This is a genomic window from Xanthomonas sp. SHU 199 (assembly GCF_000364665.1).
In the GTDB taxonomy this organism is placed as follows: domain Bacteria; phylum Pseudomonadota; class Gammaproteobacteria; order Xanthomonadales; family Xanthomonadaceae; genus Xanthomonas_A; species Xanthomonas_A sontii.
The window spans coordinates 1-2,561 of sequence record NZ_AQOI01000724.1 but is presented as its reverse complement, the minus strand read 5'-3'; the positions used below and the strand labels follow the sequence as shown (position 1 = coordinate 2,561).

Annotated in this window: 3 protein-coding genes; 2 read left to right on the top strand and 1 reads right to left on the bottom strand. The window is 69.6% G+C overall.

Annotated elements, in window-relative coordinates; all coding sequences use genetic code 11:
• Nucleotides 1-663: flavodoxin domain-containing protein (locus D183_RS0120215; RefSeq protein WP_017910601.1), on the bottom strand; the 663-nt coding region annotated here is incomplete at its 3' end.
• Between the two features lie 195 nt (nucleotides 664-858).
• On the opposite strand from D183_RS0120215, the gene cysD reads away from it, so the two are divergent.
• The gene (cysD, locus tag D183_RS0120210; RefSeq protein WP_017910600.1) at nucleotides 859-1,767 is read left to right on the top strand and encodes a sulfate adenylyltransferase subunit CysD; all 909 of its coding nucleotides are present in this window, start codon (nucleotides 859-861) and stop codon (nucleotides 1,765-1,767) included.
• On the top strand, nucleotides 1,767-2,561 hold a 795-nt coding region (locus tag D183_RS0120205; RefSeq protein WP_198527682.1), incomplete at its 3' end, for a sulfate adenylyltransferase subunit 1. The genes cysD and D183_RS0120205, both read left to right, overlap by 1 nt.

The window sequence follows — 2,561 nt, the reverse complement described above, 5'->3', positions numbered from 1 at the left end:
CGCGGGCGTGTGGCGGCCCAGCACGTCGCGCGCCTGCGCCAGCGCCTGCGCGCGCCATGGCGCCGCGACCGTCTCGATCTCCAGGTCGGCCTCGCCCAGCGGCAGCAGGCGTTGCGCGCCGAGTTCGGCCAGGCGCGCATCCAGGCGCCGGGCGATGCCGCAGAAATCGGCGTAGCTGGAATCGCCCAGGCCGAGCACGGCGTACTGCAGCTGCGGCAGCTTTGGCGCGCGCCGGCTCTGCAGGAACTCGACGAAGCCGATCGCATCGTCCGGCGGGTCGCCCTCGCCCTGGGTGCTGATGACCACGTACAGCAGGCGTTCGTTGCCCAACTCGCGGGTGGGATAGACGTCGGCGCGCAGCAGGCGCACCGCCAGCCCGGCGGCTTCGGCCTCGGTGGCGACCTGTTCGGCGGCGCGGCGCGCGTTGCCGGTCTGGCTGCCGTAGACGATGCTCAACTGCGGCGCGGGCGAGGGTGACGCGGCGGCACCGGCGACCACGGCCAGCGCCGGCGTTGCCGGCCCCTGCGCCTGGGCCAGGCCGGCGGCGTAGCCGGACAGCCACCACAGGCCGGCCGCGTCGAGGCCCTCCACGGTCCGCGCCAGCAGTGCCTTGCGCTCCTCGGGCAAGGGGCTGGGCGGCAACGCGGGCGAGGCGGCGGTCATGGCCGGTCCGGGTGTTGGGAAGGGATGACCGATGTTAGGGAAGCGTTGCGCGGTGCAGAAAGGAACAGGGGTTATCGACTCATGCCCGGGGCTTATTTCTGCCGGGCGGCCGGCGCGACGCACACTGCCGCCCCGACTGCCACGACCGCTGCTACGCTTCGGTCCGGTCTCCCACTGCCTGCCGCCGCCGTCTCGATGAGTGCGTTCCCCCTGTCCCACCTCGACCGCTTAGAGGCCGAGAGCATCCACATCCTGCGCGAGGTCGCTGCCGAGTTCCGCAACCCGGTGCTGCTGTATTCGGTGGGCAAGGACAGCTCGGTACTGCTGCACCTGCTGCTCAAGGCGTTCGCGCCGGCGCCGCCGCCGATCCCGCTGCTGCACGTGGACACGCGCTGGAAGTTCCGCGAGATGATCGCCTTCCGCGACCGCCGCGCCGCCGAGACCGGCGTGGAGCTGCGCGTGCACATCAATCCCGACGGCGTCGCCCAGGACGTCGGCCCGTTCAGCCACGGCGCCAGCGTGCACACCGACGTGATGAAGACTCAGGCGCTCAAGCAGGCGCTGGACCTGTGGAAGTTCGATGCCGCCATCGGCGGCGCGCGCCGCGACGAGGAGAAGGCGCGCGCCAAGGAGCGCGTGTTCTCGTTCCGCAACGCGCACCACCGCTGGGATCCCAAGCAGCAGCGTCCGGAGTTGTGGAATCTGTACAACCCGCGCATCCATCCCGGCGAGAGCGTGCGCGTGTTCCCGCTGTCCAACTGGACCGAGCTGGACATCTGGCTGTACATCTACCGCGAAGCGATTCCGGTGGTGCCGCTGTACTTCGCCGCCGAGCGTCCGGTGGTGGAACGCGACGGCGCGCTGATCATGGTGGACGACGCGCGCCTGCCGCTGCGTCCCGGCGAAACCCCGCAGCTGCGCCGCGTGCGCTTCCGCACCCTCGGCTGCTACCCGTTGACCGGCGCGATCGAGTCGCAGGCCGACACCCTGGAGAAGATCATCGCCGAGATGCTGCAGGCCACCACCTCCGAACGCCAGGGCCGGATCATCGACCAGGATCCGGGCGCCTCGATGGAGCAGAAGAAGGTGGAGGGGTATTTCTGATGGGCTGGGAATCGGGAACAGGGAATCGGGAATCGCAAGTGCAAAAGCAAGCATCGCCGCCATCTGGCGCGTCGCAGGAGACCGCTGTTTCCATTCCCCATTCCCCATTCCCCATTCCCGTAGGCGGCGACGCAGTCGCCGCCTACCTGCAGCAACACGAACACAAGCCGCTGCTGCGCTTCATCACCTGTGGCAGCGTCGACGACGGCAAGAGCACGCTGATCGGTCGCTTGCTGTACGACAGCAAGCGGCTGTTCGACGACCAACTGGCCGCGCTCGGTGCCGACAGCAAGCGCCACGGCACCCGCGGCGGAGCCATCGACTATGCGCTGCTGCTGGACGGCCTGGCCGCCGAGCGCGAGCAGGGCATCACCATCGATGTGGCCTACCGCTATTTCGATACCGACCGGCGCAAGTTCATCGTCGCCGACTGCCCCGGGCATGCGCAGTACACCCGCAACATGGCCACCGGCGCCTCCACCGCCGATGTGGCGGTGGTGCTGGTCGATGCGTCCAAGGGCGTGCTGACCCAGACCCGCCGGCACAGCTACATCGTCGCGCTGCTGGGCATCCGTCACGTGGTGCTGGCGGTCAACAAGATGGACCTGGTCGGCTTCGCGCAGGCGACGTTCGACGCGATCGCCGCCGAGTACCGCGCGCTCGCCGCGCAGTTGGGCATCGCCGACGTGCAGTGCATTCCGCTGTCGGCGCTGGAGGGCGACAACCTGTCGCAGCGTTCGGCGCGCATGCCCTGGTATGCCGGCCTGGCGCTGCTCGAACACCTGGAAGGCGTG